Below are 12035 nucleotides of genomic sequence, written 5' to 3'. Positions count from 1 at the left end.
AGGTTAGGCCGCGCGAAGAGAAAAACGGTTCTGTCATTAGCGGCCTTCAGCTTCGGCAGGGCCAAAAACATCCGGGCGCTGAATGTGCCGAGAGACGCCGAACGCCTTTTCTAATTTCAAAACATACTCGGGCGGAACAGCCTTCCATTGCGCCACTGCTTGAGGCGTAACACCAACCACACGGGCAATAGCGCTTGCGCCGCTGGCTGCGCTTTTTGTGGCCGTTAGCCCATGATGATTTAGGTTCGTCTCCATGATCGCGATTAAAAGCACAGCTTTAAAATCCATGCAAGCTATACTTAAATGGACGGACGATGAAAGTTCGCCTTTCATCCCGCCCATGGATCAGGACGATTTAGCCATTAAAATGGGCCAAGCGATTAGAACTGCACGGAAACGTCGCGGTTTAGTGATGCGTCAACTTGCGGAGGCCGCGAAGGTATCCACAGGTGCAGTTGGGAATTGGGAGCGTGGCGCAAACACCATTGCGACCGAGCATATCAGCCCCATTGCGGAGCTTTTGCGAATCGATCCATCGGCTCTCATGCATGGAAATGTGAAGTACCTTGAGGACAGTGAGTCGTTAGGGGACGCCGAAATAGTATCCGATCCCGGCCCCGTTCCGGCTGGTCCGATGGATATTGAAGTCTTGGGGGTTGCGGTCGGCGGAGACGACGGAGACTTCACTCTTAACGGCGAAGTCTCTGGATACGTGCGCCGCCCACCAGGTATTGCTAATCTACGGAAGGTCTTTGCGCTGCATGTTTTGAGCGACAGCATGGTTCCTCGGTATGATCCGGGCGAATTGATATACTGCGGCGGAAGAGACGCCGTGCCCGGCGATCACGTGGTAATCGAGACATTCCCCGAAGAGGGGCAGACCGTCGGCAAGGCGTACGTCAAGAAACTGAAGTCCCGTGGCAAAAACCGAATCGTCTGTGAGCAATACAATCCGCCTCTAGATCTGGAGTTTGATCCTTACGCGATCAAGAATATGTGGCGCATCATCCCGCTGCGCGAGCTGCTAGGTTACTGACCCGCCAAGCGTCGGCGCGGAGTCGGTCTTCCTCAAACGAGAAAGCAGCTTGTATCACGATGTTTTTGCCGGGAAGGCCATCGTCCACACACGAAGAGCAAACAAGCCGCGATCCGATCTCTGATAATTGGGTTCCCGAATGGATGCCCTTTATCCGATACAATTCTTGGGTTTTTCTCCAGCGGTTACGTCCGCAGTCGGCGCATTCAATCGACAAAGACAACACCTGTCCTAGCGTCGGAGCTGAACTCGATACCATCTAACTTTCTCCGCTTTGTTCTCTTTTGGTTCTCATAATTGATTCTTTTTTCGATCTTGTCGAATCGTTTCTCCAATTTTTCGTTTTAAAGTATAGCTTGCATTTACTTTAAAGCCGTGCTTACTATCGCGCCATTCCCTCCCGCAAAACCCTCGCGGCACGGGATGAAAGGCCGGGCGGCACGAACCCCTCATGATGCAGTCGCCCGGCCCTCTCTCAAACAGGATGGAGAAACCGGCATGCTGCACGTTGAAACCGCAAACGATAACGAACTCACCCAGGCCATGGCCGACGCCATCCTTCGCGTGGGCGAGGGCTGCACCAAAGACAATCTGCGTGAATGGTTCACTGACGCTGAAATCAAGCGATGCGGTGAAGCGGCCACGGCCCGTGCCCACACCATCAGCGTGGAAGTCAAGCGCGCCGTCGCCTGACGCATCCGCTCTGGTTTCCGCCTCCCGCCGAGGCGGTTTCCCGAACGGATGAAGGAGAGCCCGCCGTGTTCCGCATTTCCCCTATGATTGAAACACCGCCCACCGCGCACGACATTCGCATGATGCAGACCATTGCCGGTGTCTGCTTCGCTGCGCTGTTGTCTGCATGCCTCGTCATGGGTGCCATCTGATGGTGTCCTTCGTACCACCAAAGACCGGGGCCAAGCTCCCAGCGCCAGGCGCAATCAAGAAGCTCATCCGGCAAGGCTATGGCCGCAACCAGATCGCCGCGCGCTTTGACGTATCGCCCGGACGCGTTAGCGAGCGCTTAAAGGAGCTAGGTCTTGAAGCGCCAGCCGATGGGACACCTAAGCCCGACATTAAAATATCGATCATGTTCCTTGGAACGCGCGAAGGGGTGATCAGCTTGCCGCGCGTCTCCATGATCGCCAGCATGGAGAAATACGCATGACGACGGTCTATTGCACGGGAGAGTTCAGCTTCGATATCGCTGACGTGTCCGATGAAAACTTGGACGCAGAATTTCGCCGCCGTAAAGAGCTTGTCTCAGTGCTTAAAGGCGAGTGGCAGGAGGGCTTGGAGGAAAAAGAAGCTGCGGATTTCTCCGCATCGGAACTTGTCGCGGCTCTGAACGGGAAAGGTCTTGAGCTAAACCCGTGGGCCTTCGAAGTCTATCGGATGATCGCCGAAGGCCGCACAGAAGACGCCATGGACGCCATGCGTTCGGAAATCCCGCAGCTTGCGCCGCCCTCTCATGAGCGCGCCCTTGCTGACCTGTTGACCGGCAGGACAAGCGCTCATGGCTGAACTCTATTTTCGCATTCACCGCACCCAATTTCTGTCCGCGCTTGGCACCGTCCGTGACGCCATCCCGAAGAAAGACGAAATCCCGATCCTGCAAAACGTCCTGCTTCACCCGGAAGGCGAACGCATGATGCTGCGTGGCACGGATTTGAGTGTCGAAGTTCAGACGCAGTGCGATTTGCTAGAGGCTGGTAACGGCCTGCCGTTGACCATCAATTTCGAGGAAGTCCACAGCATTGTGAAGAACCTTCCCGAAAGCGCGGAAATTACGATTGAGGCCGGGAAGGGTCCGGGGCAGGTGGCGATCCGTAGTGGCCGTTCGCGCTACAACCTACACTTTTTACCCGCTTCGGACTTCCCATCAATGGGCCATGAGCGCCCGCCCTTTGCCTTCTCGATTGGCGCGGCGGTGCTGAATGTTGCCTTCCGCAAGGTCGCTTTCGCCTTCAACGTCAACATGAAGGATCGCCCGTTTTTGATGGGCGCTCATATCCACAATCTGCCCGATGGCAAGATTGCCATCGTCGGGTGCAACGGCTTGAAGGTCGCCGTCTCGCGCCTCGCGGCGGTGGAGGTTGCTACTTTCCAGGCGGCGACGATCCCCACGGAAACGGTCAACATCTTCAAGCGGCTGATGGGCGACAGCAAAGCGCCATGCACCTTCTATCTTAGCGAAAACAAGGTCGTCATTGAGAACGAAGATTGCATCATCACCTCGCGCCTGGTCGATGGAGTCTTTCTGGATTACAGCCGGGTCATTCCCGACCGCCAAGGGACATTCATCAGGGCCGATTGCGCCACTGTCATTCAGGCGCTCAACCGTGTGACCGCGATTTCCGGCGACATCAAAACGTCAGCGACCAAGTTCTTTTTCTCCACCGGCCAACTCAGCGTGGAGCTGGTGACGCAGAACGGTCAGGCCGCAACCGAAACGCTCGACATCGAATATCAGGGTGAAGAGTTTCAGCGCGGCTTCAATGCGTCCTTCGTCAAGGACACGCTTGAAAGCATATCGACCACCTCTTTCCTGCTTTATGGCAGAGACCGGGAAGCCCCCGGCCATTTCACGCCAGATAACGACGCTGACGAAGATTATGTCGTCATGCCTATGAGGGTGTAACTATGACCGCACAGCCCCAGCCCGCCACAATTCGCCGCATCATCGGCCCGACCATCCTCCTCGGTTCCGGCACGTATTTCGATTTCGAAAGCCCGGAAGCTGCCGAGCTGATGATTGAGGACGTGGCCTACAGCCTCGCGTTCCAATCCCGTTTTACCGGCCAATGCGTCAGTCGCAGAACCGGCAAGCGCGCCTATTACTCCATCGCACAGCATTGCGTCCTGATGGCCCATTACGCCGATCCGCCGCACAAGCTGGCAGCACTGCTGCATGAAGTGGGCGAAGCCACCTGCGGTGACCTCAATTCACCCCTCAAGGCCATCTGCCCCGATTACAAGCGCGTCGAAAAGCGCTGCGAGGCGGCGGGCCTGAAACGCTTCGGCATCACCATGACCGATCCGGCTTACATCAAGCATTTGGACACGCGCATGCTGATCACAGAGCGCCGCGACCTGATGCCGTGGAATGGCGAAGAATGGATTGAGAGCGCCCAGCCGTTCGAAACCGAAATCTTCCCATGGGAAAACCCGCACATGGCGGCGACCATGTTTCTCGATACCTACCACGCCTTGCGGGAGTGCGCGCAATGAGCAAGCACCTTCCGACACCTGTTCGCAAATCGGCAACGCAGCGCCGTGGAGCTGCGACGTATAACAAGGGCTATGAGGCGGGCTATGCTCAATGTCTGACCGATACGGGCCGCGCCAAACCACCGCTACAATACTACGCCTGCGAGCTTTGCGCCTGCACTACGGGTGACGAGGATGGGTGCTTGCATCCTGCCGAAGAGATTTTCGAAATGCGGATGGGCTTACGGCTTTGCCGACACCACGCCATAGAGGTGGGCGGCGGCGATCTATCACGGCCTCTCTCCCGCCGTATCGCGCGTTGCAATCCACACCCTGACGACGACGCAATTGACCAGTTTGCACTCGGCATGAAGATGAAAATGGCGGTCGCGCGGGCAAAGGGGCACGGAGGCTGGCACAGCAAGCAGCAATGCACCGCCGAAGACCTGTCCCGCATGCTGCATGAGCATGTCCGCAAGGGTGATCCGGTGGATGTGGCAAATTTCTGCATGATGCTCAGCATGCGCGGGGAGCGGATTGTTGAGGGTGCGCCTGAACCGCAAATGAGGCTCGCGTGACCCGCCGCCAAAGCATCTTCGACAAGATCATGAGCCGCGTTCGGATCGATCACGAAACAGGCTGCTGGATTTGGACCGGCCCAACGTCAGGTACTACGGGCCGGGGAGCCGGCTATCCTCGAATGTCCCTTGGCGGTCAAACTGTCGCCGTGCACATCGCCATGTGGACGAATGAGCATGGTTATATCCCCGGCAAGAAGGAACTTGATCACAAATGCCGGAACCGCCTTTGCGTGAACCCGAACCCCGATCATCTGGAAATGGTCACGCGCAAGCGTAATGCGATCCGCCGCGAAGAAGCGAAGCGGATGCGCTGTGAAGAGGTGCAACCATGACAGTACGTGAACGGACAGCAGTCCAAAGCAGGGCGGGTGGATATCCGCGCATGACAGCGTGCCCTCTACCCGCCGTCCTCGGCCTTAGCCGGGAACAGGCGGCGGCATATGTCGGCGTATCGCCGTCGCTCTTCGATAAAGCTGTTGACGCCGGAACATTGCCACGCCCAAGATCTATAGGCGCTAGAAACATTTGGGACACGGAAGAGTTGACGGCAAGCTTCCGAGCAATTCCGCATCGGGTTAATGATGAGGATGAGCGAGAGCCCGAAACGAGTAAGGGCAACGCGTGGGACAATGCCAGAAGTGAAAATTAAGCTCCCGAAAGGCGTGAGCCTTGATCGCGATTTCCGCACTCGCGAGCCGCGTTACTATTTCCGCGCTCCAGGCAAATCGAAAGTTCGGCTGCGAGAGACGCCGGGTACAAAGGAATTCGAAGACGAGGTGGCATGCGCCCGCCTCGGTGTTGCCTACGTCAAGCCCGGCACAGTCGAAGGACCTCCCTTGTTGGTCCGCAAGGCCAAGGAAGGCACGTTCGAATGGCTCGCAACGGAGTACAAGCGCCGTATCGGGGATAAGATCAACCCCGGCCTGTATGGCCGACGCGCCAGAATGTTTGAAGAGATTTGCGAAAGCAAAATCGGCAAGACGAGACGCGGTGACTTGCCCTACGCCGAAATGCAGCGACGGCATGTCGTGGAAATCCGCGACGAGCTGCGAGACACGCCAGGCGCGCGCAACCACGTTATCAAGACCATTTCTGCCCTCTACTCTTGGGCAATCGAAGTGGGTCTAGCCGAGATCAATCCAGCCACGAAAATAAAGCAGCTTGACGTAAATAAGGCCACCCACACATGGACCGTCGATGAAATCCGGCAGTATGAGTCCGTGCACGGTCCAGGCACCAGAGCGCGTCTCATGCTGCACCTCGCCATGTATACCGGCTTGCGCCTTGCCGACCTGTCGAAGATCGGCAGGCAACACGTTCGCAACGGCTGGCTATCGATACGGCCCGGCAAGACGCGCAAGTCCAGCGGCGTCAATGTTGACCTTCCAGTGCTGCCCGCGCTCCAGGCAACGATTGACGAATGCAAAACCGGAAAGATGACGTTCTTGATTACCGAATTTGGCAAGCCGTTCACAGCCAACGGCCTCGGCAACAAAATGAGGGATTGGTGCGATGAAGCCCAGCTATTCCATTGCTCCACCCATGGACTACGAAAAGCAGGCGCGACCATCGCCGCAGAAAACGGCGCGACCGATGAAGAGCTGATGGCAATTTATGGATGGGTGACGAAAGCGCAGACCACGACTTATACCAAAAACGCGAACAGGAAGCGCATCGCAAAGAAGGCCGTTGAGAAGCTGATGCCGGAACAAAACAGCACAGAAATTGTCCCACGGTCTGAGGGGTTGCCAAAAAGCGGGACAAAAAGCGCCTAAAAGCTCAATCTTTTCAATGGTGCGGAAAAGCTGATGGTGCCCCTTGCCGGAATCGAACCAGCACTCCTTTCGGAACCTGATTTTGAGTCAGGCGCGTCTACCAATTCCGCCAAAGGGGCAACTCCGAAGCGTGTCGGTTGGTATGCGGCGGACTATACGAACCGCGGGTCTTTGGTCAACCTGTTTTTGCTGAAAACTGCGTTTGATGAAACTTTGCTTGTCTGCCGCTGGAGCGGCGGTTCTGAGGATTGCAGTTCGGGTGGGACTGGATTAGAGCGATGGTGCTTTCCGTCCTGAAGCGCGTCGCGATCGTTCAATTTCGCTTGGCTTGCTTTGAGGCGTTGTTTTTTAAGGCCTCGTTCGTGGAGACGCTGAACTTTCTTCGGAGCGGGGCGCCTTAGTTTCCACCTGTTCAGGTGGTTTGCAGGATTTTGGCGTTATGAGGACGATGATGAGCGTAGGTGTTTCAGCGGAAAAAAACCGCATGGTTTCGGCGTTGCTTGTCACGGCGGGTATGATCTTCACCGTTGGGTCGGCTTTGGGATTTCAGCATATCGGCGGCTATACGCCCTGCGCGCTTTGCCTGTTGCAGCGTGAGCCGTACTATTATGCGATCCCGATCGGCGTTCTTGCCATCCTCGCCAGCATCTTCAAGCTGCCAACTGTCCTCACGCGCGTGCTGCTCGTCGTGATCGGCATCGCCATGCTCATTGGGCTTGGGCTTGGCGTCTATCATTCGGGTGTTGAATGGGGTTTTTGGCCGGGTCCTACGACCTGTGCGACCGGCGCACCCTCCATCACCACCAATGCCGGCAATCTCTTGAATGATCTCAACGCCATTAAGGCGCCGTCCTGCAACGAGGCAGCGTTGCGTGTTCTGGGGCTCTCATTTGCGGGCTGGAACGTGATCGCAAGCGCAGTGCTTGCCGGCATCGCATTCTGGGGTGCGAGTCGTAAAAGCGCTTGATCAAAGAGAGATGCGGACTTAGAGCGCAACGCGATGTGTCAAGCGCGCGGTTCGCTTTAAGCTCTTGGTGTGAATCCCGTTATTTAAAGTGCCGTGCGTCCTATTCGACCCGCAAAGTGCGCTCTGTCTCTGAGACTGCACGCATCATGCTTTCCGAAAATCGGTTTCGATTCTCGGGCGTATGCTGTAGCCGTTGCATAGCGCTTCGTCCGCTCTAACGGTACGAAGGACACAGAATTCGTGCCTACATTTGCCGTCGGAGGCAGTCCTGAAAAATCAGGGCTGCAGTTCGGTATCCCAGTAGAGATAGTCCATCCAGCTTTCGTGCAGGTAGTTCGGCGGGAAAGACCGTCCGTTGTTGTGCAGGTCCTGAACCGTAGGCTGGTAGGGATGCTGGTGCGGGAACATGCCGGCCTGTTTTGGCAGCTTGCTGCCCTTTTTGAGGTTGCAGGGAGAGCAGGCCGCGACAACATTGTGCCATGTCGTCTCTCCGCCATGGGCGCGGGGGATGACGTGATCGAAGGTCAGGTCGTCGCGAGATCCGCAATACTGGCACTCGAACTTGTCGCGAAGGAACACGTTGAAGCGGGTAAAGGCGGGGTTTCGCGTTGGCTGAACATAGGTCTTGAGGCTGACGACACTCGGCAATCGCATCGAAAAACTGGGAGAGCACACCGCGTGGTCGTATTCCGCGATGATGTTCACACGGTCGAGGAAGACTGCCTTGATCGCGTCCTGCCAGGACCAGAGCGACAAGGGATAATAACTCAGTGGCCTATAGTCTGCGTTCAGGACGAGCGCCGGCAGGGCCTGTGGTGAAACTGCAATCGTCAAGGGCGTCTCCTGAGCGATTCTGCATCTACATCTGTATATTAGGTCTGTTGTTACAGGATTGTGAAGCCTCTAAATGAAGCGCGGAAAGAAAGGCGGATTTCAGGCAATCGGTAGCGCATCGCGCCGCGTGATCGAAGCGTAATAGGCCCAGAAAATGCGCGCGGCGACTGACTGCCACGGCGACCAGAAAAGCGCCTTTTCGGCGAGTTCGTTTCGGCTCGGACGGACATCCAGCGCGAATGCGTGCATCACGGCGGCCTGAAGCGCCACATCTCCAGCGGGGAAGATATCGGCGTGCCCGCCGCAGAACATCAGATAGACTTCAGCCGTCCAAGGACCGATGCCTTTCAGGGCCGTCAATCGTTGCATCGCGACGGTTGGTTCCAGCTGGCTGAGTTCGATCAGATCTAGCTCGCCTGCGGCAACTGCCTCAGCGAGTGACAGGAGTGTCGTCCGTTTGGCATTCGACAAGCCGAAGCTTGAGAGGGTCGCCTCATCCACGGCGAGAAAACGCTCGGCCGTCATGGTTTCTGTGCCCGCCACCATGCGGCGCCAGATGGCATCGGCGCTCGCCCGGGAGACCATCTGCGAGACGATGATATGCGCCAATCCGGCAAATCCGGCCTCGTTCAGCCTGAGCGGGATTTCACCCGCCCGCTCGATCACCGGCTCCAGCCGTGGATCGATCAGGCGAAGTGCGGACACGCCCGCTTCGATGTCGGTCGTGGATTGGATGATCTTCATCTTAAAACCCGGTCCATAATGACAGCTCGCCGCAAAACGTGGCAGAAGACATCATGACTTCGCCTTTTCGTCAAAATCCAGTCTTTCGCTTCGCGCCCAGTCCCAACGGCCCGCTGCATCTGGGCCATGCGCTTTCGGCTTTCCTGAACCATGACATGGCCGTCGCGCAAGGTGGGCTCTTCCTGCTGCGTATCGAAGATATCGATTTGATGCGCTGCACCCCTGCTTTCGAGCAGGGTATCTATCAGGATTTGCGCTGGCTCGGCTTGACGTGGGAAGAGCCTGTTCGGCGACAATCGGAGCATTTTTTCGAATATCGTGCGGCGCTTGATCGTTTTATCGACATGGGGCTGGTCTATCCGGCCTTCATGAGCCGCGGCGAGATCAAGGCTTTTGTTTCGGAGTACGAGTCAGCCGGTCAAAGTTGGCCACGCGATCCGGATGGCGCACCGCTCTATCCGCCACTGGACAAGGAGCGTGACCCCCAGGAGGTCAAAGCCTTGCTGGCGTCGGGCGCAAAACATGCCTGGCGCCTGAATATGGAGAGAGCGCTGGCGCAGCTTTCAGATCCTTTGGTCTGGTTGGAGTTGGGGCAGGGCAGTGAGACATCGATCGAAGCCGATCCGGCCGCCTGGGGCGATGTGGTTCTGTCCCGGTCCGATGCCCCGTCCAGCTATCACCTGTCTGTCGTCATTGATGATGCGCTGCAGGGCGTGACAAAGGTCGTGCGTGGGCTCGATTTATTCCATGCCACATCCATGCATCGGCTGCTCCAGGCGCTGCTCGATCTGCCGGTGCCGGAGTATCATCATCACCGCCTGATTTTAGGGCCGGATGGGCGCAAGCTGTCGAAGAGCGAAGGCAGCACAGGGCTAACGGTCCTGCGTGACGCGGGTTGCACGCCCTCAGATGTCCGCCGCTTCGTCGGCCTCTAGCGCCCGTCTGAGGCTGCCGGTGCGGATGCCAGCCTTCACCACCCGGCGAACGCGGTACTTCATCAGCGCCGCATTGACCTCAGCACCCAGCATGAAGATAACGCCGACCATGTAGAGGAAGACGAGGACGATCATCACCGAGGCCAGACCCGCATAGGTGGCGGCATAGTTGGCGAAGGTGGCCAGGTAGTAGGCAAAGATCGCAGCGCCGATGATCCAGAAAATCATCGTCAGCAGAATACCGGGCAGAACGTCCCACAGCTTGCGGCGGCCTGCCGGCAGCCACAAATGCGCGGCAACCAAGCCCGCGGTCAAGACCACGATAGTCCCGTAAAGGCCGAGATTGGAAACCAGTTGCAGCACCTCTGTCAGAAGGGAAGAGCGGGTTTCGACGAATTTTAAAGCGACAGGAACGGCAACCAGGACGATGCTGATGCCGGCAAAGATGATGACGGCGAGCACGACATAAAATAGGCTGAGAAGACGGGTGATGTACCACCAGCGGGTTTCGGTGACGCGATACGCGCGGTTCAGTGAAATGCGGATGGCTTCCACGCCATTGGAGGCGAAGTAAGCTGCGGCCAGAACCGAGATGGTCAAAAGCCCGCCACGCGGTATCGTCAGAACCTGCTGAACCTGCGCCGCGAGCGGCCCGGCAATGGCCTCCGGCCACGTGTCGAAGATCAGATGAACCGCCGTTTCCGAAAACTGATCCGCACCGAGGAAACTCGCCAGTGCGGTTCCGAAAATCAGGAAGGGAAAAAGCGCCAAAAGGCCAGACAATGCGACATGGCTTGCCATGGCCCAGCCGTCATCCTCGGCAAAGTGAATATAGGCGTCGTAGGCAACTTTGCGGGCGAGGCTTAAAGCGGCAGCCATGTCACCTCCTTGATCAGAATTTCATTCGTAACGAGCAATGAAATATGGGAAATGGGTTTCGAATTGTATAGCGCCCGAAACCATGCATCGGTTCCATTTTACCGACAAGAATTGTGCGCTATTCAACGGGACGCAAGCTTCTTTACCTGCTTGTTGAAGTGTCGAGGATACCATGTCTGAAAAGCCCGTCATCATCATCACCGGATGCTCCACCGGGATTGGTGCTTATTGCGCCGGCGCGCTTCACCGTGATGGCTGGCGGGTCTTTGCCACGGTGCGCCGAACGGAGGATATGGCGGCATTGGAAGGTCAGGGCATCGAAGCGCTAATCATGGACTATACCCGGCCGGAGAGCATTGCCGCCTTGGTGGATGAGGTCGCAGCCCGCACGGGCGGCCGCATCGATGCGCTCTTCAACAATGGCGCTTATGGGCAGGCCGGCGCGGTGGAGGATATTTCTGTCGCGGTACTGCGCCAGCAATTCGAGACCAATGTGTTCGGCTGGCACGACCTGACCTGCCGTGTCATCCCATTCATGCGCAGACGAGGGCAGGGGCGAATCGTTCATTGCTCTTCCATCCTTGGGCTGGTGCCCTATCGATATCGTGGCGCTTACAACGCGTCGAAATTTGCTTTGGAAGGGCTCGGTATCACCCTGCGCATGGAGTTGGAGGGCAGCGGCATTCATGTCAGCCTCATCGAGCCCGGCCCGATCGCCTCGAATTTTACGGCGACGGCCTTGAAGCATATCAAGGCCAATATCGATATCGAGAATTCGGCGCATGCGCAGGAATACAGACGCCAGCTTGCCCGGCTGGAAGGCAGCGGACCGGTCAACAAGCATAAGCTCGGTCCCGAAGCGGTTTACAAGGACCTGCAACATGCTTTGACAGCGCGCCGTCCCAACCCGCATTACGTCATCACCACCCCGGCAAAGCAGGGTGTGCTGTTGAAGCGTCTACTACCGGCTTCTCTATTTTACCGACTTCTTCGCAAGTTCGACTAGCTAAATCGCCATCTCATCCGTTAGAACGCTTTGCAGTCGTCGTTATCGCAAAAACGCTGACCATTTTGCGC

The 12035-nt window shown here is 57.1% G+C and carries 17 protein-coding genes and 1 tRNA gene; 13 read left to right on the top strand and 5 right to left on the bottom strand.

The features are described 5' to 3' along the window. Positions 1 to 36: 36 nt before the first annotated feature. Positions 37 to 255, bottom strand: coding sequence for a YdaS family helix-turn-helix protein (locus EYC79_RS18010; protein WP_245495314.1), 219 nt, complete (start codon positions 253 to 255; stop codon positions 37 to 39). An 85-nt stretch (positions 256 to 340) separates the two neighbouring features. Between EYC79_RS18010 and EYC79_RS18005 the strand changes: the two genes are divergently transcribed. The 10 genes from EYC79_RS18005 (at position 341) to EYC79_RS17955 (ending at position 6599) form a co-directional block, all read left to right on the top strand. Continuing rightward, a complete protein-coding gene (locus EYC79_RS18005) occupies positions 341 to 1036 on the top strand; it encodes an XRE family transcriptional regulator (RefSeq protein WP_113265442.1) in 696 nt (231 codons plus the stop codon). A 498-nt stretch (positions 1037 to 1534) separates the two neighbouring features. After that, positions 1535 to 1729: a hypothetical protein gene (locus tag EYC79_RS17995; RefSeq protein WP_130978844.1), complete on the top strand. Its 195-nt coding sequence runs from the start codon at positions 1535 to 1537 to the stop codon at positions 1727 to 1729. 65 nt (positions 1730 to 1794) lie between these two features. Further along, positions 1795 to 1920 (top strand): hypothetical protein, encoded by a 126-nt coding sequence (locus EYC79_RS23935; RefSeq protein WP_280956488.1) that lies wholly within the window; start codon positions 1795 to 1797, stop codon positions 1918 to 1920. Continuing rightward, complete coding sequence (locus EYC79_RS17990) at positions 1920 to 2201, top strand: hypothetical protein (RefSeq protein WP_130978842.1); 282 nt, start codon at positions 1920 to 1922, stop codon at positions 2199 to 2201. The genes EYC79_RS23935 and EYC79_RS17990 overlap by 1 nt, the downstream gene beginning before the upstream one ends. Beyond that, on the top strand, positions 2198 to 2557 hold the full coding sequence (locus EYC79_RS17985; protein ID WP_130978840.1) for a hypothetical protein: 360 nt from the start codon (positions 2198 to 2200) through the stop codon (positions 2555 to 2557). The genes EYC79_RS17990 and EYC79_RS17985 overlap by 4 nt, the downstream gene beginning before the upstream one ends. Continuing rightward, positions 2550 to 3674, top strand: coding sequence for a DNA polymerase III subunit beta (gene dnaN / locus EYC79_RS17980; protein WP_130978838.1), 1125 nt, complete (start codon positions 2550 to 2552; stop codon positions 3672 to 3674). Before EYC79_RS17985 ends, dnaN begins: the two co-directional genes overlap by 8 nt. A 2-nt stretch (positions 3675 to 3676) precedes the next feature. Further along, positions 3677 to 4264, top strand: a complete 588-nt coding sequence (locus tag EYC79_RS17975) for a hypothetical protein (RefSeq protein WP_130978836.1) — start codon at positions 3677 to 3679, stop codon at positions 4262 to 4264. Beyond that, complete coding sequence (locus tag EYC79_RS23625; RefSeq protein ID WP_205654422.1) at positions 4261 to 4821, top strand: hypothetical protein; 561 nt, start codon at positions 4261 to 4263, stop codon at positions 4819 to 4821. The genes EYC79_RS17975 and EYC79_RS23625 overlap by 4 nt, the downstream gene beginning before the upstream one ends. Positions 4822 to 4850: 29 nt before the next feature. After that, positions 4851 to 5156 carry an HNH endonuclease signature motif containing protein gene (locus tag EYC79_RS17965; protein ID WP_113176064.1) on the top strand — a complete coding sequence of 102 codons (306 nt, stop codon included), beginning with the start codon at positions 4851 to 4853 and terminating at the stop codon, positions 5154 to 5156. A gap of 297 nt (positions 5157 to 5453) precedes the next feature. Continuing rightward, entirely contained in the window at positions 5454 to 6599 is a 1146-nt protein-coding gene (locus EYC79_RS17955; RefSeq protein WP_236769470.1) for a tyrosine-type recombinase/integrase, read from the top strand. 34 nt (positions 6600 to 6633) lie between these two features. Here EYC79_RS17955 and EYC79_RS17950 read toward each other — a convergent pair. Beyond that, positions 6634 to 6718 (bottom strand) — tRNA-Leu (locus EYC79_RS17950). A 332-nt stretch (positions 6719 to 7050) separates the two neighbouring features. On the opposite strand from EYC79_RS17950, the gene EYC79_RS17945 reads away from it, so the two are divergent. Continuing rightward, a complete protein-coding gene (locus EYC79_RS17945) occupies positions 7051 to 7566 on the top strand; it encodes a disulfide bond formation protein B (RefSeq protein WP_130978834.1) in 516 nt (171 codons plus the stop codon). A gap of 276 nt (positions 7567 to 7842) precedes the next feature. Here the strand turns inward: EYC79_RS17945 and EYC79_RS17940 are convergent, their stop codons facing one another. Both EYC79_RS17940 and EYC79_RS17935 read right to left on the bottom strand, forming a co-directional pair. After that, positions 7843 to 8400, bottom strand: coding sequence for an HNH endonuclease (locus EYC79_RS17940; protein ID WP_062423942.1), 558 nt, complete (start codon positions 8398 to 8400; stop codon positions 7843 to 7845). Between the two features lie 99 nt (positions 8401 to 8499). Beyond that, entirely contained in the window at positions 8500 to 9144 is a 645-nt protein-coding gene (locus EYC79_RS17935) for a DNA-3-methyladenine glycosylase family protein (protein WP_130978832.1), read from the bottom strand. Between the two features lie 53 nt (positions 9145 to 9197). On the opposite strand from EYC79_RS17935, the gene gluQRS reads away from it, so the two are divergent. Beyond that, the gene (gene gluQRS, locus EYC79_RS17930) at positions 9198 to 10079 is read left to right on the top strand and encodes a tRNA glutamyl-Q(34) synthetase GluQRS (RefSeq protein ID WP_130978830.1); all 882 of its coding nucleotides are present in this window, start codon (positions 9198 to 9200) and stop codon (positions 10077 to 10079) included. On the opposite strand, the gene EYC79_RS17925 is transcribed toward gluQRS, so the two are convergent. Further along, a complete protein-coding gene (locus tag EYC79_RS17925; RefSeq protein ID WP_062423945.1) occupies positions 10050 to 10958 on the bottom strand; it encodes a YihY/virulence factor BrkB family protein in 909 nt (302 codons plus the stop codon). The two genes, gluQRS and EYC79_RS17925, sit on opposite strands and share 30 nt — an antisense overlap. A gap of 172 nt (positions 10959 to 11130) precedes the next feature. On the opposite strand from EYC79_RS17925, the gene EYC79_RS17920 reads away from it, so the two are divergent. After that, positions 11131 to 11964 carry an SDR family oxidoreductase gene (locus tag EYC79_RS17920; RefSeq protein ID WP_130978829.1) on the top strand — a complete coding sequence of 278 codons (834 nt, stop codon included), beginning with the start codon at positions 11131 to 11133 and terminating at the stop codon, positions 11962 to 11964. Positions 11965 to 12035: the final 71 nt, after the last annotated feature.

This window comes from Agrobacterium cavarae, from assembly GCF_004310285.1.
In the GTDB taxonomy this organism is placed as follows: Bacteria; Pseudomonadota; Alphaproteobacteria; order Rhizobiales; family Rhizobiaceae; genus Agrobacterium; species Agrobacterium cavarae.
This window is presented reverse-complemented; position numbering and strand designations above follow the sequence as displayed.

Excerpts from the sequence above, each read along its gene's own strand:
- EYC79_RS17955 (WP_236769470.1), top strand. The coding sequence starts at position 5,454 with ATGCCAGAAGTGAAAATTAAGCTCCCGAAAGGCGTGAGCCTTGATCGC.
- EYC79_RS17925 (WP_062423945.1), bottom strand. The coding sequence starts at position 10,958 with ATGGCTGCCGCTTTAAGCCTCGCCCGCAAAGTTGCCTACGACGCCTAT.
- EYC79_RS17975 (WP_130978836.1), top strand. The coding sequence starts at position 3,677 with ATGACCGCACAGCCCCAGCCCGCCACAATTCGCCGCATCATCGGCCCG.
- EYC79_RS18010 (WP_245495314.1), bottom strand. The coding sequence starts at position 255 with ATGGAGACGAACCTAAATCATCATGGGCTAACGGCCACAAAAAGCGCA.
- EYC79_RS17920 (WP_130978829.1), top strand. The coding sequence starts at position 11,131 with ATGTCTGAAAAGCCCGTCATCATCATCACCGGATGCTCCACCGGGATT.
- EYC79_RS17985 (WP_130978840.1), top strand. The coding sequence starts at position 2,198 with ATGACGACGGTCTATTGCACGGGAGAGTTCAGCTTCGATATCGCTGAC.
- EYC79_RS17990 (WP_130978842.1), top strand. The coding sequence starts at position 1,920 with ATGGTGTCCTTCGTACCACCAAAGACCGGGGCCAAGCTCCCAGCGCCA.
- EYC79_RS17965 (WP_113176064.1), top strand. The coding sequence starts at position 4,851 with ATGAGCCGCGTTCGGATCGATCACGAAACAGGCTGCTGGATTTGGACC.
- dnaN (WP_130978838.1), top strand. The coding sequence starts at position 2,550 with ATGGCTGAACTCTATTTTCGCATTCACCGCACCCAATTTCTGTCCGCG.
- EYC79_RS17935 (WP_130978832.1), bottom strand. The coding sequence starts at position 9,144 with ATGAAGATCATCCAATCCACGACCGACATCGAAGCGGGCGTGTCCGCA.
- EYC79_RS17945 (WP_130978834.1), top strand. The coding sequence starts at position 7,051 with ATGAGCGTAGGTGTTTCAGCGGAAAAAAACCGCATGGTTTCGGCGTTG.
- EYC79_RS17995 (WP_130978844.1), top strand. The coding sequence starts at position 1,535 with ATGCTGCACGTTGAAACCGCAAACGATAACGAACTCACCCAGGCCATG.
- EYC79_RS23625 (WP_205654422.1), top strand. The coding sequence starts at position 4,261 with ATGAGCAAGCACCTTCCGACACCTGTTCGCAAATCGGCAACGCAGCGC.
- gluQRS (WP_130978830.1), top strand. The coding sequence starts at position 9,198 with ATGACTTCGCCTTTTCGTCAAAATCCAGTCTTTCGCTTCGCGCCCAGT.
- EYC79_RS18005 (WP_113265442.1), top strand. The coding sequence starts at position 341 with ATGGATCAGGACGATTTAGCCATTAAAATGGGCCAAGCGATTAGAACT.